Below are 22122 nucleotides of genomic sequence, written 5' to 3' on the forward strand. Positions count from 1 at the left end.
CGCCCCGACAATCCCCACGCGCAGTGGACGATTCACCGCGTTCATGGTCGGAACTCCCGCACGAAGGGCGTGTCCACGCCGAGCTCCCCGAGTGTGGCCGCCCCACCGGGCGAGCCGAGTGCCGACTCCCGCCCCGGCAGCGGCTCGTCGAAGAACCTGGCGTTCGCCGCGGCGAACGGCCGCTGCTCCTCCGGCAGCTCATCCTCCAGGTAGATCGCCTCCACCGGGCACACCGGTTCGCACGCACCGCAATCCACGCATTCGGTTGGGTGGATGTAGGCCATCCGCCCGCCGGTGTAGATGCAGTCCACCGGGCATTCCTCCACGCACGCCCGGTCCATGACGTCGACGCACGCCGCGCCGATGACGAAGGTCATGATGCACTCCTGGTCTCGAGTTCGTCCGCGCCCGGCTCTCCGGTTTCACCCAGCGCGGCGAGGATTTCGTAACGGCGGCGCGCGAATTCCGGCTGGAACTGCGCGCCGGGGGCGCGGGGTTCGTCGAGTCCGACGATCCGCAGGATGGTGGCCGGACGCGGGGTGAGCAGGACGATCCGGTCGGCCAGCAGCAGTGCCTCGTCCACATCGTGGGTGACGAACAGGACCGTCGTATGGTGGCGTTCCCACACCTCGACCAGCAGACGCTGCATTTCGGCGCGGGTCTGGGCGTCCAGCGCCCCGAACGGCTCGTCCATCAGCAGCACGCTCGGCTGCGCGGCCAGCGTCCGGGCCAGTTGCACACGCTGGCGCATACCGCCCGACAACCGGCCCGGCAGATGATCGGTGAAGTCTTGCAGCCCAACCTGATTCAGCAGTTCCAGGGCGCGCGCACGTCGCTGTCCGCGGGGCACTCCGCGCAGCGCCAGCGCGAACTCGACATTGCGGCGCGCACTGCGCCAGGGCAGCAGGGCGTCCTCCTGGAACACCATGGCGCAGCGCCCGCCGTCCCCGATCGGCGCGCCGTCGACCTCCGCGCTGCCCGCCGCGACCGGCAGCAGTCCGGCCAGCGCCCGCAGAATCGTGGATTTACCGCAGCCGGACGGCCCGAGCAGCATGACGATCTCACCCGCCGCGATGTCCAGGTCCACCTGTGCGGCGGGCCCGTCGGCGTAGTCGATGCGCAGATCGCGCAGCCGGACCGGAGCTCCTTCGCGTACCGCCGTGGTCATCGCGCCTCCCCGGGCAGCCAGTGGTTCACGCGTCGCCCCACCCGTTCGATCACCCAGGCGGTGCCGTAACCGAGCGCGCCGATGGTCAGCATGCCGGTCACCACCCCCGCGTAGTCGAGCAGCGAGTACGACATCCACGTCCAGTACCCGACGCCGAACTGTCCGGAGATCATCTCCGCGCTGATGACACAGATCCACGCGACGCCCATGCCCACCGACAGCCCGGAGAAGATGGCGGGCATGGCACCGGGCAGCACCACATGGGCCAACACCTGCCACCGATTCGCGCCGAGGGTGCGGGCGGCATCGGTCCACACCTGCGGCAGCGCTCTCATGGCGTGGATGGTGGAGACGGTCACGGGGAAGAACGCCGCGAAACAGGTGATGAAGACGATGCCCTGCTCACTGGTCGGGAACAGCAGAATCGCGATGGGCACCAACGCGATCGCCGGTATGGGCCGCGCCACCTCGAGCAGCGGCCGCAGCAGCGCCGCGGCGACCCGGGAGCGCCCGATGGCCATGCCCACGGCCACCCCCAGCACGGCGGCGATGGCGAAGCCGCTGAGGATGCGGCGCAGGCTGGCCACCATGTGCTCGTAGAAGACCCCGCTCTCCAACTGCCGCCGCAGCGAGGCGGCCACATCCAGGGGGCCGGGCAGTTTGTCGAAACGCAGCCAAGCGACCAGGTCCATCTCGGTCACCAGGTGCCAGGCCAGCACCGCACCCAGGACGGGCAGCACCGGCAGCAGGTGCCGGGCCGGGCGCAGCCGCTGTCGGACGCCGACCCGCTCGCGCGCGGGTGCGGCCGGTTCGACGGACGTGTCGGTCGCTGCCCGTACCCGGGCATCGGTGGTGGTCATAGCAACTCCCGTCAGTCGGAGGTGGTCGCGGCCAGCGCGGCCTGGTATTCGAGCACCGTGGTGCCGGGGTGCTCCGCGACGTAGGCGCGGGCGTCGCCGACCGCGCCGAAGGGCAGCAGTCGCTCATCGGGCGCGGCCGCCGGATCGAGCACCCAGCTGGCGTACTGCCCGAAGAGGCGGGTGCCGGAGCCCGCGTCGGGCACGTACAGGGCCCGGAATTCACCACCGGCCGCGACCAGGCGCAGCAGGCAGGTCGGGGTGGCGGCCACGGCGGTGCGGTCGGCACCGGCGGGCCACGCCTCCGATGCGGTCGCCGGATCGTCGACCGGCCGCCCGCACACCTCGTCGGTGCCGGTGATGGCGGCGGGATTGGTGAGCGAGGCGGTGGCGCTTTCGTATTCACCGCCGTACAGCGTTTCCAGCGCGCTGGTGTCGACGAACGACGCCAGATCGAGGTCCTCGAGCGCACCGAGCTCCTGCAGGAACGGCAGCCCGGTCTCGACCGCGGCGATCAGCTCCGGCTTGATGGTCGGATCGAAGGTGACCACGCCGTTCGGCCCGTTGTAGAGGTACACGACCTCCGGCGGCAGCCCGGTGGCGTCGGCGACCCGGATGGCGGCCTCCAGCGGATTGTCGTAGAGGTATTGGGTGGCCTCTCGCTGCGCCTCCAGGAACGCCGTCAGCACTTCGGGATTCGCGCTGGTGTAGCGGTGATTGGCGACCACCCCGTGGAAGGTGGGCACCCCGGTGTCCCCGTCGTGCAGCAGCCGCCCCTGACCGGCGAAGATCACCCGCTGCGGGAACGGCACGAACTGCGCCAGCGCGGCGACCTGCGCGGTCTCCAACGCGGTCACGCCCACCGGCGGATCCTGTCCGAGCAGCCGCACGTCGTCGGTGGACATGCCCGCGGCGGCGAGCGCGCTCACGAAATTGCCGTGCGCGGTGGATCCGAGACTGGTGGACACCACCTGCCCGCGCAGATCCTCGATGCCCTCGGCGGTCGACGACAGCGGCACCACCACCTGATTGAGCGAACCGCGCAGGTTGTAGCCGGTGGTGCTCACCCATCGGGTCGCCACGTCGGGCAGCCGCGCGGTCTTCGCGCCGTTGACCGACAGCGGATAGTCGCCCATCGACCCGATGTGCACCTTGCCCGCGATCATTTCGGCCGTCAGCGGTGGACCGGAGGCGAAGTCGTGCCAGCTGACCTCGTAGGTCTTGCCGTTGCTCGCCCCGAGTTCGGCGAGTTTGCTTTCCAGCAGCCCCAATTCGCGCAGCAGCGTACCGGCGGTGACGGTGTTGATGGTCTTGGACTGATAGCCGATGTTCACGGCGACGGTGTCGGGATCCGCGTCGGATCCGCAGGCGGCGAGCGTGGTCGCCAATCCGACCGCCCCGAGCAGCAGGGCGGTGAAACGGGTGCGTGATGGCCTCATCGTTGTGCTCCGGGTGACTCAGCGCAGCAGGTAGGGAATATCGACGGTCACCGCGTCCACCGGGCAGCGGGCCGCGCACGGACCGCAGTACCAGCATTCGTCGACGTGCATGTACGCCTTGCCGGTGTCGGGGTGGATGGCGAGCGAATCGAGGGGACACATGTCGACGCAGAGCGTGCAGCCGTCGATGCATTTCGCCTCGTCGATCGAGACGGGTACGTCGAGGCGGGTGGATGACTGGGCCATCAGATTTCCTTTCCGGAGTTGGCGATGCCGATGCGGGCGAAGGCGCGGACATCGGCGTCCGGGTCCTCCAGGGCGGTGCGGAGGGCGGCGACGACCTCCGGGTGGGCGGCGATGCGTTCGGCGAGACCGCGCACGGCCGCCTTGCGCACATCGAGGTTGGGATCGGTCACCGCGGCCACCAGCGCGGGCGCGGCGATATCGGGGTCGGCCACCGCCAGCGCGACGGCCGCGCCCTGGCGCACCTGCCAGGCCGGGTCGGCGAGCGCGGCGACCGCGAGCGCCGCCGCCTCATCGCCGCAGCCGGTGCGGGCCAGAGCGGTCAGCGCGGCGGCCCGCACCAGCGGATCGGTATCGGCGGCCAGGGTGACCAGAGTGGCCGAACCGCGCGGATCACAAACCGCCGCGATTCCTTTCGCGACGCCGATGCGCACCAGCGCATCGGCGTCGGTGGCGGCGGCATGCAGCTGCTCCAGGGCGTCCAGCGAGGTGAGCCCGCCGATCACGGCCAGCCGCACGCCCGGGTCGACATCGGAGAACCAGCCGAACAGCTCCCGGGCGTCGCTGCGTCGATGCCGCCACAGCGCCTCGATGGCGGCGGCGCGCACCTCCGCTTCGGCGGCCGCGACGGCATCCCGCAGTGCCGCGTCGAATTCCGTTCCGGGAACCAGTACTTCGACGAGTTCGGTGAGCAGCCCGATGGCGGTGCGCCGCACGGAGCCGTCCGAATCGGTGAGGCCGCGTGCGATGAGCGGTGCGGATTCGGCCCACTCCTCGGTGGTTTCGCTCAGCACCGACAGCGCGGTCCGCCGCACCTCGGCGTCGGTGTCATCCAGGTAGGGGCGCAGCTCGGACAGATCCGGGCATTCCTCGGCCAGCTCCATGAGCGCCAGCAGTCGCGCGCTCATCGGCCGCTCCAGGCACCGGCCAGCGCCGGGGCCGCCACGTCGGCGACACCGTCGGGGCGGACGAAGCCGGGCACCGGCACGATGTAGGGGGCCACCGGTCGGGTGCGGAAGTCCATGGCGCCGGTGTCGTCCCGGTAGAGGTTCAGGTGGCAGAACCATTCGGTGTCATCGCGTTCCGGGGTGTCCGCGCGCTGGTGGTAGAGACCCCAGCGGCTCTCGGTCCGGCGCAGCGATGCCCGCGCCGCCATCTCGGCGCAGTCCCGGATGAAGGTCACCTCCGCGCAGCGCATGAGCTCGTGCGGGGTGCGCGCACCCATCCGGTCGATATCGGCGCGCATGCGCTCGAACGCCTCGAGTCCGAGGGTCAGGTAGCGCTGTGATTTGGGCGGTTGCAGATAGTCGTTGACGAAACGGCGCAGCTTGTACTCGACCTGCTGTTGCGGTGGCCCGTCCGGATTGCTCAGCGGGCGGTAGATGAGCGCGTGCGCCGCCTCGATCTGATCCTCCGGCAGCTCCGGATGCGCGGCGCCGGCGGCGTGGTCGCTGGCGCTCTCACCGGCGATATCACCGTAGACGAAGGCCCCGATCATGTAGTTGTGCGGCACCAGCGCCATGTCCCCGGCGGCGTAGAGGCCGGGCACCGTGGTGGCCGCATACTCGTCCACCCAGACTCCCGAAGCGGAATGTCCACTGCACAAACCGATTTCGGAGATGTGCATCTCGATGTCGCGGGTGCGGTAGTCGGTGCCGCGGCCCGCGTGGAAGGTGCCGCGGGTGGGTCGTTCGGTGGTGTGCAGAATGCCCTCGATCTGGCGAATGGTGGCATCGGGCAGATGACTGAGCTTCAGGTAGATCGGCCCGCGCGCGCTGTCGAGTTCGCGTTTGACCTCGGCCATCATCTGTCCGGACCAGTAGTCGCAGTCCACGAAGCGGTTGCCCTCGGCATTGACCTGGTAGCCGCCGAAGGGATTGGCGACGTACGCGCAGGCGGGGCCGTTGTAGTCCTTGATGAGCGGATTGATCTGGAAGCACTCGATGCCGGAGAGTTCCGCGCCCGCGTGATAGGCCATGGCGTAGCCGTCGCCCGCATTGGTGGGGTTCTCGTAGGTGCCGTACAGGTAGCCGCTCGCGGGCAGTCCCAGTCGCCCGCACGCCCCGGCCGCCAGTATCACCGCACCCGCCGACACGGTGACGAATTCCCCCGTCCTGGTGTCGAACCCGACCGCGCCGACCGCGCGTCCACCCACGGTGAGCACCCGCACCGGCATCACCCGGTTGCTGATGGTGACCTTGGCGCGCACATCGCGGGCGCGCAGCGTGCGATACAGCACCTTCTTGACGTCGCGCCCCTCCGGCATGGGCAGCACGTAGCTGCCGGAGCGGTGCACCTTGCGCACCGCGTACTCGCCGTGCTCGTCCTTCTCGAACTTGACGCCGTAGCCCTCCAGGCGCTGCACCATCTCGAAGCCGCGGGTGGCGGTCTGATACACGGTGCGCTGGTTGACGATGCCGTCATTGGCGATGGTGATGTCGGCGACGTAGTCCTCCGGACTGGCCTTGCCCGGCACCACGGCGTTGTTGACGCCGTCCATGCCCATGGCGAGCGCGCCGGAGTGGCGGACGTGCGCCTTCTCCAGCAGCAGCACCTTCGCGCCGCGGCGGGCGGCGGTGAGTGCGGCCATGGTGCCCGCCGTGCCGCCGCCGATCACCAGTACGTCGCAGGTCAATTCCTGCCGGTGCGTCACCGGCGGGATATTCGCGGCCATCTCAGATCCTTTCCAGCGGTTCGGTCACACCGCGATTCGGCGTGACGGGTGCGCGATGCAAACGGCCCGACAGCGAAAATCGGTCGCCGCGGTAGCGGACGTACTCGAGGTCGATGGGGCGGCCGGTTTCGGTGTAGGTGAGCCGTTCCATCAGCAACAGCGGCGAGCCGGGCCGCACCGCCAGCAGTCCGGCCACGGTCGGATCGGCCGCGACGGCTTCGATGGAGATGGCGGCCGAGCCCAGTGGCAGCCCGAGTTCGGCCTCCAGCAGCCGGAAGACATCGCAGCCGGTGAGATCCAGCCCCAGCAGCGGGGCCCCGACATCGGCGGTGAGGTAGCTGGCGTCCAGTGACAGCGGCGCTCCGTCGAGGCAGCGCAGCCGCTCCAGCGCGACCACCGGCGTCTCCGGCTCCAGTTCGAGGCGTTCGGCCACCATCGGGGTCGCGGGCACCACCTCGGCCAGCAACACCGTATTGAGCACCCGGCCGCTGCCGGTCTCGAAGGTCTCCGCCAGCCCGCGCAGGCGGTCCAGCCCCTGGACGGCCTTGTCGGCCACCACGAAGGTCCCCGCGCCCGGCACCCGGTCGACCATGCCCTCGTCGCGCAGCAGGGCCAGGGCGTCCCGGACGATATTGCGGCTGGTGGCGAAATCCGCCGCCAGTTGAGTTTCCGACGGCAGCGGGCGATTTCCGTACACGCCGCTGCGAATACGGGCCCGCAGGACATCTCGAATGCGGCGTGCGGGAGCCGAACGGCGGCCGGAGGCGGAATTCACCGCACCGCCGCGATCCAGCTGCCCGGAATACGTCTTGCCTGTCATGCAGCACATGGTGGAAACGGCTGGTTACATGCGACGTTTCGAGTAATTACCGGCTCGTTACGCCAGTTCCGGTTCCGAGGAAAACGCGCTCAACTGCGCAAACAATGGCAGATGGGTGAGTATTACCAGTTGACAGGGCGGCATCGGACCGCATCCGCCGGATTCCGCGGGTGCACCACCGGCAGCTCATGAGTCCGGCTTATGAGCTCGTCGAATTTCGGTGGCTACCGCGATATTTCGGGGCACGCCAGGGTGATCGCGTGCCCACCATTCGCAAATCCCTGCCCGGCCTCGTGCTCGCGCTCACCGTTGCCACCATCGCCACCCTGCTCGGTCGCGCGCTGCCCGCCGTCGGCGCACCGATCCTCGCGCTCGGCGCGGGAGCGCTGCTCGCGGCGCTGCACCGCCGGTCCGTGGCGGAGTCGGGGATCTTCGCCCCCGGCCTGCATATCGCACGGCAGCGCCTGCTGGCCCTCGCCATCATCCTGCTCGGCCTCGGCATGCCGCTGCCGGCCCTGCTCACCGTCGGCCACCGGACCTCGGCGGTGCTGATCGGCACGCTGCTGGTGTGCGCCGTCGCCGCCGCGCTGGTCGGCCGAATGCTCGCGCTGGAGCGGGACTCAGCCATCCTGGTGGCCGCGGGCACCGCCATCTGCGGTGCCTCCGCCATCGCCGCCGTGGCCGCGGTGCTGCGCCCCGAGCGGGAACGGCTGGCCTACGCGCTGGGCACCATCTTCGTCTTCAATATCGCCGCGGTGCTGGTCTTTCCGCCGCTGGGCGCCGCGATGGGGCTGTCGGAGCAGTCCTTCGGGCTGTGGGCGGGCACCGCCATCAACGACACGTCCTCGGTGGTGGCGGCGGGGGTGATGTTCGGTCCGGCCGCCGCGCAGTTCGCGATCACCGTGAAGATGGTGCGCAGCCTGTTCATCGTGCCGCTCTGTCTCGGCGTGCACTTGACGGTTCGGCGGGCGGAGCGGACCGCCGCGCCCTGGCGGGCGGTGCCGGTGTTCGTCGTGCTGTTCGTCGCCGCTTCGGTGCTCGCCGGCACCGGCCTGATTCCGCGCGGGTGGTCGGCGTCCATCGATTCGGTCAGCGGCTGGCTCATCGCGGCGGCGCTGGCCGCGATCGGAACTTCCCTGAGCCGTAGTCGAATTCGCGCTGGTGGTGGCAGGCCGCTGCTGTTCGGCGGCGTCCTCGCCGTGGTGCTGTCGGTCAGTTGTCTGCTATTGCAGTGGGCAACCGGCTGGTTATGAGCGCCGGGGCTGCCACAATGGGAGCGTGGTTGACTCGACCGGTCGCGGCGTGATCGATGTGAGGACCTCGGCGGGGGTATCCGCGGCACAGGCGTTCGAGGCGTGGGAGGGGGCGGTGAGCGCCGCTTATGTGCCCATGTCCGTCTCGCCGGTGCAGCTGGGGGATTTCCACGGGCGGGTGGACGCCGCCCAGCTCGGGGATCTCACCTTGTCCCGGGTCCGGGCCAGCGCCCAACTGGCCCGTCGCACTCGCCGTCTGGTGGCGCTCTCCGATGAGCCGATGCTGTTCGCCGTCATCCAGTGCGGCGGCGCGCCCGGCTGGCTCGAGCAGGGGGAACGGGTGTGCGGACCGCAGCCGGGCGAGATGTACCTGCTCGATACCGGACGGCCCTACACGGTCTGTGTGGACGACTGCTGGGACCGCATTGTGGCGCAGGTGCCCCTCGCGCCCATCCTGGAGCGGACGGGATTGCGTCCCGACGAGATACGCACCGGTGTGCCGCTGCCCGGCACCGGGGCGGTCGGCGTCGTCGGTCGCTTCTTCCGGGATCTGATCGATCTGAGATCCGAGGATTCGGCCGGATTGGAGCTGCTGGCCGCGCACGGGATGGACCTGCTGGCCGCGGCGGTCCGCCTGGCCGCGAGTGAACCGCGCTGCGGCCGATACGCCGAGGTCCTCGATCTGACCCACTACCGGTCGCGGTGCGCCGGAGCGACCCCGGAATAGGCCACGCCGGGCGGCTCACGCGGGCAGTGCCCGGCACAGCGCGTCGAGTGCGGCGGCGTAGGCGTGCTCGGGCGGGCTGCCGTAGCCGATGACGAGGCCGTCGCGCGGTGGCATGGCGCTGTCCGGGTGGCGGTAGGACCGGAAGCCGTCGAGCGCCACGCCGAGGCGGCGGGCCGCGCGCAGGGTGGACTCCTCCGTGCCGTCCGGCAGTTCGAGGACGGCGTGCATGCCCGCCGCGATACCGCCGACGCGAATGTGCGGGGCGCGCTCGGCGAGGGTGCGGGTCAACAGGTCTCGGCGGCGGCGGTAGACGGCGCGCATCCGGCGCAGGTGGCTGTCGTAGCGGCCGGATGTCAGGAAGTCGGCGAGGGTGAGCTGATCGATGACGCCGGTGGACAGTTCGCGCGGCCCCTTGGCGGCGAGTACGGCGTCGACCAGTCGGGCGGGCACGACCAGCCAGCCCAGGCGCAGCGCGGGGGAGAGGCTCTTGCTGGTGGAGCCGAAGTACACCACCCGGTCGGGGTCGAGTCCCTGGACCGCGCCGACCGGTTCCCGGTCGTAGCGGAACTCGCCGTCGTAGTCGTCCTCGAGCAGTAACGCCCCTCGGGAGCGAGCCCAATCGACCACGGCCGCACGACGTTCCGGGTGCAGCGGGCCACCGGTCGGGAACTGGTGCGCGGGCGTGAGCAGTGCCGCCGCGGCCCCGGTGGCGGGGAGTTCGCCGATCCGGGCACCGTGGGCGTCGACGGGCAACGGAAGCGTGCGCACCCCGGCCTCGTGCAGGATCTCCCGGTGAAAGGCCAGGCCGTAGGACTCCACGGCCACCGGTCCGGGCAGGATCGTGCCGAGCAGCCGCAGCCCCTCCGCGAAACCGGAACAGACGATCACCCGCTGCGCGTCGGCCCGCACCCCGCGTGCCCGCGCGAGGTATTCGACCAGTGCCTCCCGCAATTCGGGGCGACCGTGCGGATCGCCCACGCCGAAGGCGTCGTTCGGCGCGGCCGCCAGCGCGCGCCGGGCGGCGGCGAGCCAGGCCGTGCGCGGGAACGCCGCCGCGTCGGGAGAGCTCGGCCGCAGGTCGTGGGTGAAGCGGCGACGCGGCCGCGGCATCCGGTGCGGGCGCTCGGGTTCGCGGGGCACGGCGCGTTCGGCCACCCGGGTGCCGGAACCCACCCGCGCCGTGAGCCAACCCTCCGCCACCAGTTCGGCGTACGCGTCCGCCACGGTATTGCGGGCGAACTCGAGGTCGACGGCGAGTGCGCGATAGGGCGGCAGCCGGGTGCCCGGTGCCAGGCGACCCGAGCGCACCGCCTCTCGCAGCGCCTCCATCAACTGGGCGCGGCGACTGCCCCGACCACTGAGCTCGAGATGCAGATCGGTGCCCGCACCCGGTTCGCGATTGACCCATGAATCCGGCACAGGATTGCACCCTACTCCGGGTCATTACCGCTCCTACCGTGAATGCCACGGCCGTGCACCCGCCCCGCTCCACCCGAAAGGAACTGTGCCGCCATGTCTCTCGTCGAGAGCTCCACCACCGCCGACGCTCCGTCGGCGGTGCGGGGGTGGCTGGCCGTCTCGGCCGTCACCCTGGGCATCTTCGCCCTCATGACCTCCGAATTGCTCCCGGTCGGCCTGCTCACGCCGGTCGCCGCCGACCTGCGCGTCTCGGCGGGCGTCGCGGGCCTGATGGTCACCGTCCCCGGCCTGGTCGCCGCCGTCTCGGCACCGCTGGTCACCCTCGCCACCGGCCGCGTAGACCGGCGCGTCGTACTCGCCGTCCTGGTCGGCCTGGTCGGTGCGGCGAATCTGGCGTCCGCCTTCGCCACCGATTTCGCCCTGATCCTGCTCGCACGGGTGCTCATCGGCGTCAGCGTCGGCAGTTTCTGGGCGTTGGCCGGCGGCATCGCACTGCGCCTGGTTCCGCCGCACCATGTCACGCGGGCCACGGCGGTCATCTTCGGCGGTGTCGAGACCGCATCGGTCCTGGGTGTCCCCATCGGCACCCTGCTCGGCGACCTGAGCGGATGGCGGATCGCCTTCGCCGCCGTCGGCGTACTCGGTCTGATCTCCCTGGTCTGCCTGGTGCTGCTCATGCCGAAGGTGCCCGCCCAGCGCACCCTGGTCTTCGCTGATCTGCCGCGGGTGTTCACCACGAACGCCGGTGTCCGGGCCGGAATCGCGCTGACCTTCCTGGTCGTCACCGGACACTTCCTGGCCTACACCTTCGTGCGCCCGGTCCTGCTGTCCCACGGCGTGGACGGCGGCGTGATCGGTGCGCTGCTGCTGGTCTTCGGCATCGCGGGCATCTGCGGCAATTTCATCGCCGGAGCGCTCATCGCGACACGGCTGCGGCACACCGTCGTCGGCCTGTCGGTCCTGCTGGCGGTGGGCATGGTGACCCTGCTGGTCGTCGACCACACGGCCGTGACGGCGGCCGTCGCCCTCGTCGTCTGGGGCCTGGGCTACGGCGCGGTGCCCGTCACCTTCCAGACCTGGATTCTCGACACCGCGCCCCGGGACCCGGAGGCCGCGTCGTCGATGTACGTCTCGGCGTTCAATCTGTCCATCGCACTCGGCGCGCTGATCGGCGGCCTGGCCGTGAACGGGCTCGGGGTGGGCAGCGTGCTGTGGCTCGGCACGGCGCTGGCGCTGGGCGCACTGCTGGTGGTGCGCCCGCGCCGGGTCCGCCGGGCGGGTCACCCACTCGTGCGCTGAATCACCTCGCGGGCCAGTGCCCGATACTGCTCGGCCCCCGACGAGCGGGGAGCCCAGGAGGTGATGGGTTCCCCGGCGATGGTGGCGTCGGGGAACCGGACCGTGCGGGCGATGACCGTGTCGTAGACGCGGTCACCGAAGACCTCGCCCACCCGCGCCATGACCTGCCGCGAGTGCAGCAGCCGACCGTCGAACATGGTGACAACGATGCCCGAGAGGGTGAGCTTCGGATTCAGTCGCTCACGCACCTTCTCCATGGTGTCGGTCAGCAGGGCCAGGCCGCGCAGCGAGAAGAACTCGCACTCCATCGGAATGATCACCCCGTCGGCGCAGGCCAGTGCGTTGACGGTGAGCAGGCTCAGGGAGGGCTGGCAGTCGACGAGGATGTAGTCGTAGCGGTCCCGGACCGGGTCCAGCACCCGCCCCAGCGACTGCTCCCGGCCGACCTCGTTGACCAGTTGGATCTCCGCCGCGGACAGGTCGATATTGCTGGGCAGCAGGTGCATATTGTCGACCCGGGTCGGCATCACCACCTCGTCGACCGGCGGTCCCGACTTGCCGAGCAGGTCGTAGATCGTCACGTTCAGGTCGTGCGGCGGCACCCCCAGCCCCGCGGACAGCGCCCCCTGCGGATCGAGGTCCACCAGTAGGACGCGTCGACCGGTTTCGGCGAGCGCGGCACCGAGATTGATGGTGGAGGTGGTCTTGCCGACGCCGCCCTTCTGGTTGCACAGGGCGATGACATGGGCGTCGGTGCGCGGTAGCCCGTTCTTCACCGATGGCTCGAATGCATTGACCGTAGTCATGATCCGCACCCACCCTCACCCGAGGTCGCGCCGGATTTGCATCGACTGCAAGGCGGATCACTGAGATACCGGGTGTTTGCTGGCATGTCGCCAGGCTAGCGGGTGATATGCCCGAAGGCCGACACCTCCGCTGAGTGATTCCTCACCGACGCCCGAAATGGGCGAAATCGAACCGCACTTCGGTGAGCTTCTCGGACTGCTCCCAGAGTCGTTGGGCGAGTTCGCGATCGTGGGAGGCACGACTCGATGAGGTTCGCATCGGATATCCACGCAGACCGAATAGTCTGTTCGGGCCGTAGTACCCGCCCGGTTCGGCCCCGGCGGTCGCCGCGAACAACAGTGGCAGCGCGCCCATTTCGGGGCTCTGTCCGGGATTGAGCCAGGGCAGCGCGGTGGTCAGATAGTGCAGGGGCGTGGTGACGAATCGCAGTGGCGACCCGCTGCGGGTGACGATATCGGTCTCGGCGTACCCGGGATGCGCCGCGACCGACAGCACCGGCGAACCCGCCGCGCTCAGCCGCCGCTGCAATTCGTAGGCGAACAGCAAGTTGGCCAGTTTGGATTGCGCGTACGCACCGTAGCGCCGGTAGCCGCGCCGCTGCCAATCCAGATCGTCCACATCCAGGCGGGCGATGAGATGGGTGTGGCTGCTCATCGAGACCACCCGATCGCGCACCCGGTCCAGCAGCAGGCCGGTGAGGGCGAAATGTCCGAGATAGTTGGTTCCCAGCTGCGCTTCGAAACCGTCGGCGGTGCGCGCGAAGGGGATCGCCATCACGCCCGCGTTGTTGATCAGCACATCGACATGCTCGACGGTCTCGGCGAACGCCCGCACCGAAGCGAGATCGGCCAGATCCAGCGGGCGGGCCTCGGCGCGCGCACCGAGTTCGCGGGTGACCCCCTCGGCCTTGGTCATATTGCGGCAGGCCAGGATCACCCGGGCCCCGGCATCGTGCAGGGCGCGGGCGATGGCGGCCCCGAGACCGCCGTTGCCGCCGGTCACGATGTGCACCCGGCCGTGCTGATCGGGAATGTCGGCGGTGGTCCACTTGGGCATGGCGGCTCCCGGTGTGGATCGGGGAGTCTCGCGGAACGCGTCGCTGCTATTCGGCGAAGGGCTCGAATCGGTACTGGACGTCAGCCAACCCTAGCAACGCGGCGCGGATTCGACTGGCACTCAGGCACTCCGGAATGCAGGGGCATTGCGGAGCTCGGGTATCGGAGAGCTGGGCACCAGGGAGCTCGGGCATGCGGAGAGCTAGGAGGCGGTCTGCTCCGCGGGCTCCGCCTCCGGCACCGTGAGCGGGTGCTCGCAACTGGCGGGCGGGTCGACCAGCGCGCAGTCCGACAGTGGCCGCACGGGACGATAGTCGGCGGGCACCCCGTCGGCGGCGATAACGCGACGGTAGGTGTCGACGGCGTCGGTGGGCGTGCGGGTGAGGTTCGGATCGGTGCGGACGTCGACGGTGTAGAGGCCGAACCGGGGTGCGTAGGAACCCCATTCGTAGTTGTCGGTGATACTCCAGTAGTTGTATCCGATCACGTTCATGCCGTCGGCCTTGGCGCGCTGGATCCAGTAGACGGTGTCGCGCAGATGATCGGAGCGGGTGTAGCCGTCGGCACGGGGTTTGCCGTCCTCGCTGGGCATCCCGTTCTCGACGATGTAGAGCGGTTTGCCCGGGAAACGCTGGGCGTAGTGGCGCAGCGCGTAGTAGATGCCCTCCGGGCGCACCGGCAGCTCCCACATCCCCGCCGGGGGCGGCACCGAACCGTCGGTGGACGCCTCCGGAGCCTGGAGGCCGAAATAGTAGTCGACGCCGATGATGTCGAGCTTCGCGCCGATGCGGTCCAGCAGCGGGCCGTTCACCTCGGCCTCGGCTCCGGCGACATAGCCGACATTGCTGGTGACCTGCGCGTTCGGCTGCACCCGGTGGATGTAGTCGTAGCTGTCGTTGTGCGCCCGCGCGACCAGGTCCAGCATGTGCCCGGCGTCGGTGCCGTTGTGGCGGACCTCGTGCATGATGTAGGCGACCGGCTCGTTCACCGTGACCCACACCGGATTCCAGTCCGCGTACCGGTCCACCACCCGCCGCGCGTTGCGCAGCCAGTCCTCGACGATCGCCGAGTCGTTCCAGCCGCCGCGATCGGCCACCCAGCCCGGGTACACCCAGTGGTCCAGGGTGAGCATGGGCCGCATGCCGTGGTCGAGGATCTCGGCGACCACGGCGTCGTAGAAGCGGAACGCCTGCTCGTCCCACTGTCCCGGCAGCGGCTGCACTCGCGCCCATTCGATGCCGATGCGGAAGACCTTCGCGCCGAGATGGGCGGCGAGTGCGATGTCCGAGGCGTAACGGTGATAGAAGTCCACCGAGTTCTCATACGGCTCGTAGTCCCGTGCCTCGATGTAGCGGGTCCAATTGTTGTCGGGTGTCTCGCCCTCGGATTGGAAGCCGGACGCCGCCACGCCCCAGAGGAAGTCGTCGCCCAGCCCACCGCGTGCGGACGGCGGTGCGGCCACGGTGAGCGGTGCCGCCAGCAGGCATGCCGCCGCGGTTGCCAGTCCGGTGATCACACAGCGACGCAGCCTGGAGCGCATGCGAAAAGCGTAGCTGTCAGATAGCTGTCATCCGGGGCAGGCGCGCCGGTGGGATCGGCCTCAGCGGGGGAGCGTCACCGGATCGACACAGCTGGACGGCGCGTCGACCAGTGAACAGGTGGCCGGTGCGCGGGTGGGCAGGTAGTCGGCCGGGACGCCGCCGTTGCCGATGATGGCACGGTAGGCGTCCACGGCGTCGGTGGGACGCCGCGTCAGGCTGGGGTCGGATCGCACGTCGACGGTGTACAAGCCGAAACGCGGCGTGTAGGAACCCCATTCGTAGTTGTCGGTGAGGCTCCAGTAGTTGTAGCCCATCACGTTCATGCCGTCGGCCCTGGCTCGCTGGATCCAGTAGACGGTGTCGCGCAGATTGTCACCGCGGGTATAGCCGTCGGAGCGGGGCATGCCGTTCTCGGTCGGCATGCCGTTCTCCACGATGTAGAGCGGTTTGCCGGGGAACATGCGGGCGAAATGCCGCAGCGTGTAATAGATTCCGTCGGCTTGCAGCGGCATGGTCCACAGTTCGGACAGCGCGTCCGGGGAGATCGCGGGCAGCACCTCCGGGGAAACGCCGTAGTAGTAGTCGATGCCCACGTAGTCGAGCCGGTCCGCGATCCCCGCCAGCATCGCGCCGTTGACCGTCTGGTCCACGGCGGGAATGTAGGCCACATTGCTGGTCACCATCGCATCCGGGCGCACCTGGTGGATGTAGTCGTAGATGCCGTTGTGCGCGGCGATGAGGCGGCTCTGCATGAGCGGCAGTTCGGCCACCGACAGTCCGCCGTTGCGGACCTCGTTCATCATGTAGATGGCCGGTTCGTTGATGGTGACCCAGAGCGGATCGCGAGCGGCGTAGCGGTCCACCACTTTTCGCATGTTCGTCAGCCAGTCGTCGAGCATGGCGGGGTTGCGCCAGCCGCCGCGATCGACCTGCCAGCCGGGATACACCCAGTGGTCCAGGGTGAGCATGGGCCGCATGCCCGCCGCCTCGATGGCGTCGACGACCGCGTCGTAGAAGCGGAAGGCGTTCTCGTCCCAGACGCCGGGTCGCGGCTGTAGCCGCGCCCATTCGATGCCGATGCGGTAGGTGTTCACGCCGAGCCGCCGCGCGAGCGCGATATCGGAGGCGTAGCGCGAGTGGAAGTCCACGCTGTTCAGGTACGGGTCGTAGTCCGGATTTCCGGCGATGTAGCGGGTCCAGTTGCTGTCGGGCGCGTGGCCCTCGGACTGGAAGCCGGAAGCGGCTACGCCCCAGTGGAATCCAGGTCCCATGGGAGGCAGCGCCGCGGGTGCGGGCGTCGCGCCCGCCGGAGCCGTCACGGCGAGTAGGGCGGCCCCGGTGAGGGCGGCGAGGGCCTGGCGACGGGTGTGGGGGCGCATGGAACTCCTCATCCGGGTGGTGGAATCCGAAGGGGCGATGCTGGTCGGTCGACCAGCATTATGCGCGCATCGTCGGAATCGCGTGGGAGCAATTGCGTTCTCAGCGCGTCGACGCGACGGGCCGGTTCCCGCCACCTTATGCGGGCGGCGTCCGCCTCGGGTGATCGTGATGCCCCGGGTGCGGGGCGGGCATGCCCGGAAAGTGCGGCATGGGTGGGATTTTCGGTGGCATCGGCATATTCGGCACCGGCGGCATCTCCGGGATCGGCGGCATCGGCGGGGGCGGGGGGACGGGCGGGAAGGCCGCGTCGGGGCCGCCGAACCGCTGGAACGCGGCCTGGCGCGAGGTGCCGAACAACTCGCCTATCTCCGCCCAGGTGTGGCCCTCCGCCCGCGCCTGCTGCACGAGCATGCGCAGCACGCTGTCCACCACGCCGTCGAGGCTGCGGGCGGCCCGGAGGGCGGCGATCACCGACGCCGCGGGCTTGCCGTCGGCGGGGTGCAGCACCTCGGCGACGAGTTCGGCATTGGCGGACAGGAGTTTCGCGAAGACGGCCCGCTCATCGGCGGCGTCTCTGTGCTGGGAATCTTCCATGTGTAAATGCTGCCTTGACACGTCCGGTGTGTCAAGGCAGCGTTTACACGGAGGTCGCGACTACCGCGCCGGGGCCGCTGCCGGAATACTGGCGAGGTGACGGACGTATCCGAAGACATCGGCGGAGACAGCCTGCGGGCGGTCGAGAAGGTCGTAGGCGCTGGCGACGAGCATGAGGTCGTCGTGGTGTCCGAACCGATCACCGACGACGACGGCATCGTCATCGGCACCGGCGGCTACTGCGTCGACCTCACCGACGCCGTCCCCGAACCGGTCGACCTGCTCTGCGAGGTCCTGCCCGAGATCGTGGCGCAGCGCGCCGCGATCGAACAGGCCAAAGGCATTCTCATGGCGATCTACGCCTTGTCCCCCGACCAGGCGTTCCAGGTCCTGCGCTGGCGCTCCCAGGTCACCAACACCAAACTCCGCGACCTGGCCGCGGCACGAACGGATCATCGAGTGACCGCTACAGGCCGAGTTTGGTGACGGCGTTGTCCTCCAAGGGATTCGCGGTGCGGATGTAGCCGTGCACGGTACGCGGATTGGACCAGCGGCCCTGCCGCATGATCTCGCGATCGCTGGCACCGCCCAGGGCCGCCTGGGTGGCGAAACCGGCGCGCAGGGAATGGCCGGAGAACAGATCGGGGTCCAGGCCCGCGCGGGCGGCATAGCGTTTCACCAGTTCGGCGACGGCCCGGCCGGACATGGGCTGATCGCCGATCCCGCCGTGGCGGTTGATGGTCGGGAAGAGCGGCACGGCGGGGGACTCGGCGAGGGTGGTGCCGGTGAAGCCGTGGCAGCGGTGGATGTCGCCGTCGGGCAGCCGGTCGGTGAGGGCCTCGCGGACCGCGAGAGTTCCTCCGGCCGCCTGGATTTCGAGGAGCCGGACCCAGTCGGCGAAGGCGCACACCGGGCAGGTGTGCGGGCGTTGGCCGCGCGGCAGCGCCACCCGCTGCTCGGCGACACCGGTCGGGTCGGTCTTGGTGGTGGGCAGGTGTACGAGCAGTACCGGTTCACCGGTGGTGTGATCCTGCTGCACCCGCACGTCCGCGATCCGGAGCCCGGCGAGTTCACTGCGTCGTAACGCGCCCGCGAAACCGATGAGCAGGGCAAGGCGATCGCGGCGGCGCGCGGGTTCGGTCGGCCATCCGGGGTCCGGCAGTTGGGCCAGCAACTGGTCCAGGGTGTGCAGCAGCACCGGACGCTTGCGGGTCGGGGGCGTCCGGCGGGTGCGCCGGATACCGCGCAGCGTCAGCCGAACCACGTCCGACCGGGTGGGCGAGGGCAGCCCATTGGCCGCGTGCACCGCCGCGATGGCCGCCGCCTTGCGCTCCAGTGTGGCCGGGCTGAACGCCCATTCGCCGGAACCGCGCCGAGCGTCCGCGGCGGCGGCCAGATAGACGGCCACATCCAGCGCGTCCGCGGGCAGCGCCTGCCGCCCCTCGGCCGCGCACCAGGCCGCCCACCCGATCCAATCGGACCGATACGCCCGCACCGTATTTCCCGACTGCGACGCCTCCAGGTACCGGCGCAGCGCCCCCGCCTGCTCCCCGTCGAACCGCTCCCGCACCAGCCGCAGCGCCGCCGCGTCCACCAGCACGCTCCCGACACCGCGCCGCAACTCACCGCGCACCGCATCCGGTACGGCGACAACGGCATTCGGTGCGTCGCCCAGTCCGGGAGAAACCGTCACCGCGTCATTGCCATTGGCCCCGGAGTCGCTCACAGCGACCAGCTTAGGCGCAACCCATCCCGTCTCCGGCCTTCCGCGCCGACCCGCACGGCCGATCAGGGCTGGCCCATCACACCGAACGGAGCCCGCACCGGCCCGCCGTCCAACGGCATGGTCCAACCCGGCGTGGTGTTCAGCGGGACATCGCATCCGCACGGTGTCGGCACGTCCCAGGTAGCGGCCGGCGGCTGCGAATCGCACAGCATCACGCACCCACCCGGCAACCCGGATCCAGGCTGCGGATAGTCCGGTTGCTGATACCCCCCGAACGCCACCGCGGGAACCGCGGCAGCCGACACCACCCCGACCCCGACTCCGAGTAATACCGCCATCGGCCGCTCCCTTCGATCGCCCTCCGTGCCCGTCGCCCTCCGTGCCCATCGCCAGACGACTCCGGGCATCGACCGCCATAACCTCGCCCCCGCCCCGTAAACCCGCCCGGCGAGTCCCCACACCGACACGCCAATTCGCCTGAGTGCCCAGCGAATTCCCACTACCCTCCCCGTCGTGCCCTCCTACCTGCACGAAGGCTTGGTGGAACTGTTCCGGAACCGCCCCGAGCTGGCGACCGGCTACCTCGCCGAGGTTTTCGGCATCCGTCTACCACCGTTTCGCGACATCCGCGCCGAACCGTGCGACTTCACCGACATCGGGCCGAAGGAATTTCGCGGCGACACCGCCTTCTCCCTGGTCAACGGCGCGGGAGAGGCCGTGGCGGGCATCGTGTTGGAGGTCCAGCTCTGTCGGCCGCGGCGCGGAACCACTTGGAGGTACTGATGAGCACGGCCTACGAGTATCAGAGTGATTTCGCTCGGAAGTACATCGCCGAGGGCAGATCCGAGGGCAGGTCCGAGGGGCGAGCCGAAGGGGAGGCGATGGCGGTGTTGACCGTGCTGGAGGCCCGGGGGATTCCGGTCAGCGTGGAAGTTCGCGGCCGGGTGCTGGGGTGCGGGGAGGTGGCGCGGCTCGAGGAATGGTTGCGGCGGGCTGTGACGGTGGCGACGGCCGAGGAGCTGTTCGGCTGATCTTCTCTATCCTGGTCGGATGGGCGCGGTCGCGAGTTCGTTGGTGCTGGTGGGGGCCGATCTGGATGCCGTGACGACGGTGGGGTGGGAGGACGAGCCGGGGGCGGCCGGGCTGAGCAGGGCCGACGTGGACGGCGTGTGGGAGTCCGTGCGGGAGTGGTATCGAATGGGGACCACGCCCGCGATTCAGGTGTGCGTGCGACGGCGCGGGAAGGTCGTGCTGAACCGGGCGATCGGGCACGGCTGGGGGAACGCGCCGGGGGATGGGAACGCGGCCGAGAAGCTGGTGGTGACCACCGAGATGCCGTTCTGCGGCTTCTCGACCGCCAAGGGGGTGTCGGCGGCGGTCATGTTCATGCTCATCGAGCAGGGTGCGTTCGCGCTGGCAGACCCGGTGAGCCGCTACATTCCGGAGTTCGCGGCGCACGGCAAGGCACGCATCACCATCGGGGATGTGCTCTCGCACGCCGCGGGCGTTCCGTTCATCACGCCGCCGTACCGGGGTTCGGAACTGGTCCTCGACGAGGATCTGGCGGTGCGGGCGCTGCGCGACCTCGAACCCAGTTGGCGGCCCGGTCGCCTGCGGGTGTATCACGCTCTGACCAGCGGATTGATCCAACGACTGCTGGTGCGGCGGGCCACGGGCACGCGGATGCGCGACCACTTGCGGGAGCAGGTGCTCGATCCTCTCGGCTTCCGGTGGACCAACTTCGGAGTACGCCCCGAGGACGTCGATCTGGTGGTGCCGAGTGTGCGGGTCGGGCCGGGGCCGTCGCGGGTGTGGCGCTATCTGGCCGGGCGTGCACTCGGCGGCGGCCTGTCCGGGCGGACCGACGCGGCTGCCGAGCGAGCCTTCCTCACCGCGGAACTGCCCTCGGGCAATCTGGTGACCACGGCGTACGAACTGTCCCGGTTCTACGAAATACTCGCCCGCGGTGGCGAATTGGACGGCGTGCGCATCATGCGCCCGGAGACCGTGCGGGCCGCCGTCCGTCCGGCCGGGTGGATTCCCAGTATCGCCGGTCGCGTCTCGGTCGCGGGGTACGAACTCGGTGGGCGGCGCTCGAAGTTCGGCCGGAACACCGAATCCCATTTCGGCCGCAGCGGACTGACCACCCAGTACGGCTGGGCGGATCCGGCGCGTGGACTCGCGGGCGCGATCCTCACCAGCGGCAAAGCCGTCGCCGACACCGAACGCCCGTGGCGGCTCGTCGCCCGCATCTCCGATACGGTCGGCCGTCTCTGATCAGCCCACGGCCAGCAGCATCACGATCGGCGCATTGATCAGCCCGTGCATCAGCAGCTGCACCCACGGATTGCGGTGCCGTGACCACAGATAGCCCAGGAACAGCCCGTCCACGCCGAGTTTCGCCACGGCCACCGCCAGATCCACCCCCACCCCGGCCATACTCAACAGCGCGGAATGCCACGACGCCCACAGCACGCTGGCGACCAGAATCGCGGGCCACCGCCCGCATCGGGATTCGAGCCGGGTCTGCAGCCAGAACCGGTAGAACACCTCCTCGATCACCGCGTTGAACAGGAAGACGAACGCGATCGTCAGCGCATCCGGCACCACGCCGTCCGATTCCGGCCCGGTCAGGTACCGGACCAGCTCGAAGGCCAGCACCGCGGCCAGCGGCCGCAACCACCGCCCGCGCGTGCCCAACAGTGCCCATTCCCGCCAGGTCACCATTCGCAACGCCCAGGGAATCGCCACCAGCAGCGCGAGTTTGAGCCCGACGAACCACAGATCGGTCCGTGGCGCGAGGTGCAATCCGACCGTGAACACCACCCCCAACGCCGCCAGCACGCCCGCCTGCCGGGTGACCCGGCGCGGATCCACCGACGCGAAGGGATCTCGTGCCGTCTCGCGGGGCGGAATCGCCCACGCGACTGCCAGCCCGGCGAGCGCGGGCAACCACAGCAGCCACAGCGTCACGGTGTCGGCGTCGTCTCCGGAGTAGCGCACCGCGGTGTGGCCGGTGCCGATCAGGACAGCCAGCGCCGCGACATACGCGGCTGTGCCGCCGATCAGCAGGACGGTGCTCGTTCGCGATGAGGTGGGCACCCCGACCACCGTAGCCGT

At 69.8% G+C, this 22122-nt stretch carries 21 protein-coding genes and 1 pseudogene; 7 read left to right on the forward strand and 15 right to left on the reverse strand.

What is annotated here, in order from left to right; all coding sequences use genetic code 11:
* Positions 1 to 41: 41 nt before the first annotated feature.
* The 7 genes and pseudogenes from fdxA to QMO76_RS13480 all read right to left on the reverse strand — a co-directional run bounded on the left by fdxA (position 42) and on the right by QMO76_RS13480 (position 7201).
* Positions 42 to 377: a ferredoxin gene (gene fdxA / locus QMO76_RS13450; protein ID WP_306361611.1), complete on the reverse strand. Its 336-nt coding sequence runs from the start codon at positions 375 to 377 to the stop codon at positions 42 to 44.
* A complete protein-coding gene (locus tag QMO76_RS13455) occupies positions 374 to 1168 on the reverse strand; it encodes an ABC transporter ATP-binding protein (protein ID WP_306361612.1) in 795 nt (264 codons plus the stop codon). Before QMO76_RS13455 ends, fdxA begins: the two co-directional genes overlap by 4 nt.
* A complete protein-coding gene (locus QMO76_RS13460) occupies positions 1165 to 2028 on the reverse strand; it encodes an ABC transporter permease (protein WP_306361613.1) in 864 nt (287 codons plus the stop codon). Before QMO76_RS13460 ends, QMO76_RS13455 begins: the two co-directional genes overlap by 4 nt.
* 11 nt (positions 2029 to 2039) lie before the next feature.
* Positions 2040 to 3464: an ABC transporter substrate-binding protein gene (locus QMO76_RS13465; protein ID WP_306361614.1), complete on the reverse strand. Its 1425-nt coding sequence runs from the start codon at positions 3462 to 3464 to the stop codon at positions 2040 to 2042.
* Between the two features lie 18 nt (positions 3465 to 3482).
* A complete protein-coding gene (locus QMO76_RS13470; RefSeq protein WP_306361615.1) occupies positions 3483 to 3710 on the reverse strand; it encodes a ferredoxin family protein in 228 nt (75 codons plus the stop codon).
* Positions 3710 to 6381 (reverse strand): annotated as a pseudogene (locus QMO76_RS13475) (fumarate reductase/succinate dehydrogenase flavoprotein subunit). Before QMO76_RS13475 ends, QMO76_RS13470 begins: the two are co-directional and overlap by 1 nt.
* Before the next feature lies 1 nt (position 6382).
* Positions 6383 to 7201: a GntR family transcriptional regulator gene (locus QMO76_RS13480; protein ID WP_306361616.1), complete on the reverse strand. Its 819-nt coding sequence runs from the start codon at positions 7199 to 7201 to the stop codon at positions 6383 to 6385.
* Positions 7202 to 7461: 260 nt separating this feature from the next.
* Here QMO76_RS13480 and QMO76_RS13485 point away from each other — a divergent pair, with 260 nt between their 5' ends.
* Together QMO76_RS13485 and QMO76_RS13490 are read left to right on the forward strand one after the other, a co-directional pair.
* Positions 7462 to 8454 (forward strand): YeiH family protein, encoded by a 993-nt coding sequence (locus QMO76_RS13485; protein WP_306361617.1) that lies wholly within the window; start codon positions 7462 to 7464, stop codon positions 8452 to 8454.
* Positions 8455 to 8479: 25 nt separating this feature from the next.
* Positions 8480 to 9181, forward strand: a complete 702-nt coding sequence (locus QMO76_RS13490; protein WP_306361618.1) for a hypothetical protein — start codon at positions 8480 to 8482, stop codon at positions 9179 to 9181.
* A 15-nt stretch (positions 9182 to 9196) separates the two neighbouring features.
* On the opposite strand, the gene QMO76_RS13495 is transcribed toward QMO76_RS13490, so the two are convergent.
* Positions 9197 to 10600: a PLP-dependent aminotransferase family protein gene (locus tag QMO76_RS13495; RefSeq protein ID WP_306361619.1), complete on the reverse strand. Its 1404-nt coding sequence runs from the start codon at positions 10598 to 10600 to the stop codon at positions 9197 to 9199.
* A 93-nt stretch (positions 10601 to 10693) separates the two neighbouring features.
* Between QMO76_RS13495 and QMO76_RS13500 the strand changes: the two genes are divergently transcribed.
* Complete coding sequence (locus tag QMO76_RS13500; protein ID WP_306361620.1) at positions 10694 to 11899, forward strand: MFS transporter; 1206 nt, start codon at positions 10694 to 10696, stop codon at positions 11897 to 11899.
* On the opposite strand, the gene QMO76_RS13505 is transcribed toward QMO76_RS13500, so the two are convergent.
* The 5 genes from QMO76_RS13505 to QMO76_RS13525 all read right to left on the reverse strand — a co-directional run bounded on the left by QMO76_RS13505 (position 11881) and on the right by QMO76_RS13525 (position 17276).
* Complete coding sequence (locus tag QMO76_RS13505) at positions 11881 to 12705, reverse strand: ParA family protein (RefSeq protein ID WP_306361621.1); 825 nt, start codon at positions 12703 to 12705, stop codon at positions 11881 to 11883. The genes QMO76_RS13500 and QMO76_RS13505 overlap by 19 nt on opposite strands.
* A gap of 142 nt (positions 12706 to 12847) precedes the next feature.
* Positions 12848 to 13762 carry an oxidoreductase gene (locus tag QMO76_RS13510; protein WP_306361622.1) on the reverse strand — a complete coding sequence of 305 codons (915 nt, stop codon included), beginning with the start codon at positions 13760 to 13762 and terminating at the stop codon, positions 12848 to 12850.
* A 201-nt stretch (positions 13763 to 13963) separates the two neighbouring features.
* On the reverse strand, positions 13964 to 15301 hold the full coding sequence (locus QMO76_RS13515; RefSeq protein WP_306361623.1) for a family 1 glycosylhydrolase: 1338 nt from the start codon (positions 15299 to 15301) through the stop codon (positions 13964 to 13966).
* A gap of 60 nt (positions 15302 to 15361) precedes the next feature.
* Entirely contained in the window at positions 15362 to 16681 is a 1320-nt protein-coding gene (locus QMO76_RS13520) for a family 1 glycosylhydrolase (RefSeq protein ID WP_306361624.1), read from the reverse strand.
* A 136-nt stretch (positions 16682 to 16817) separates the two neighbouring features.
* Positions 16818 to 17276, reverse strand: coding sequence for a hypothetical protein (locus QMO76_RS13525; RefSeq protein ID WP_306361625.1), 459 nt, complete (start codon positions 17274 to 17276; stop codon positions 16818 to 16820).
* Between the two features lie 96 nt (positions 17277 to 17372).
* Here QMO76_RS13525 and QMO76_RS13530 point away from each other — a divergent pair, with 96 nt between their 5' ends.
* Positions 17373 to 17762: an ANTAR domain-containing protein gene (locus QMO76_RS13530; protein ID WP_306361626.1), complete on the forward strand. Its 390-nt coding sequence runs from the start codon at positions 17373 to 17375 to the stop codon at positions 17760 to 17762.
* Here the strand turns inward: QMO76_RS13530 and QMO76_RS13535 are convergent.
* Positions 17743 to 19002 carry a site-specific integrase gene (locus QMO76_RS13535; RefSeq protein WP_306361627.1) on the reverse strand — a complete coding sequence of 420 codons (1260 nt, stop codon included), beginning with the start codon at positions 19000 to 19002 and terminating at the stop codon, positions 17743 to 17745. The two genes, QMO76_RS13530 and QMO76_RS13535, sit on opposite strands and share 20 nt — an antisense overlap.
* 513 nt (positions 19003 to 19515) lie before the next feature.
* Between QMO76_RS13535 and QMO76_RS13540 the strand changes: the two genes are divergently transcribed.
* The 3 genes from QMO76_RS13540 to QMO76_RS13550 are packed head-to-tail and all read left to right on the forward strand — an operon-like array spanning position 19516 to position 21279.
* A complete protein-coding gene (locus tag QMO76_RS13540) occupies positions 19516 to 19785 on the forward strand; it encodes a hypothetical protein (protein ID WP_306361628.1) in 270 nt (89 codons plus the stop codon).
* Positions 19785 to 20033 carry a hypothetical protein gene (locus tag QMO76_RS13545; protein WP_306361629.1) on the forward strand — a complete coding sequence of 83 codons (249 nt, stop codon included), beginning with the start codon at positions 19785 to 19787 and terminating at the stop codon, positions 20031 to 20033. Before QMO76_RS13540 ends, QMO76_RS13545 begins: the two co-directional genes overlap by 1 nt.
* Positions 20034 to 20052: 19 nt before the next feature.
* Complete coding sequence (locus QMO76_RS13550; RefSeq protein WP_306361630.1) at positions 20053 to 21279, forward strand: serine hydrolase; 1227 nt, start codon at positions 20053 to 20055, stop codon at positions 21277 to 21279.
* On the opposite strand, the gene QMO76_RS13555 is transcribed toward QMO76_RS13550, so the two are convergent.
* Entirely contained in the window at positions 21280 to 22104 is an 825-nt protein-coding gene (locus QMO76_RS13555; RefSeq protein ID WP_306361631.1) for a CPBP family intramembrane glutamic endopeptidase, read from the reverse strand. It lies immediately after the preceding gene.
* Between the last annotated feature and the right edge of the window lie 18 nt (positions 22105 to 22122).

It is taken from the genome of Nocardia sp. CC227C, from assembly GCF_030767025.1.
Lineage (GTDB): Bacteria > Actinomycetota > Actinomycetes > Mycobacteriales > Mycobacteriaceae > Nocardia.